The 457-nt window shown below is 66.1% G+C and carries 1 protein-coding gene; it reads left to right on the top strand.

The annotated features are described in order from the left end of the window. Positions 1-457, top strand: a 457-nt coding sequence (locus QYG89_RS17145; protein ID WP_404319418.1) for a secretin N-terminal domain-containing protein, incomplete at both ends; no start/stop codon positions are given.

Here is a 457-nt window from a genome sequence, read left to right on the forward strand (position 1 = left end):
TCACCGTACAGGCCGACGCCACCACCAACACCCTGCTGATTTCCGCACCCGAGCCGTTGTACCGCAACCTCCGCGAAGTCATCGACCTGCTCGACCAGCGCCGCGCCCAGGTGGTGATCGAAAGCCTGATCGTCGAGGTCAGCGAAGACGACTCCAGCGAGTTCGGCATCCAGTGGCAGGCCGGCAACCTCGGCGGCAACGGCGTGTTCGGCGGGGTCAACTTCGGCCAGTCGGCGCTGAACACGGCCGGCAAGGACACCATCGACGTGTTGCCCAAGGGGCTCAACATCGGCCTGGTGGATGGCACCGTGGACATCCCCGCGATCGGCAAGATCCTCGACGTCACGGTGCTCGCCCGGGCGCTGAAGAGCCGCGGCGGCACCAACGTCCTGTCGACCCCGAACCTGCTGACCCTGGACAACGAGTCGGCGAGCATCATGGTCGGCCAGACCATACC

Source organism: Bacillus lumedeiriae (genome assembly GCF_044891285.1).
Lineage (GTDB): Bacteria > Bacillota > Bacilli > Bacillales > Domibacillaceae > Pseudobacillus > Pseudobacillus lumedeiriae.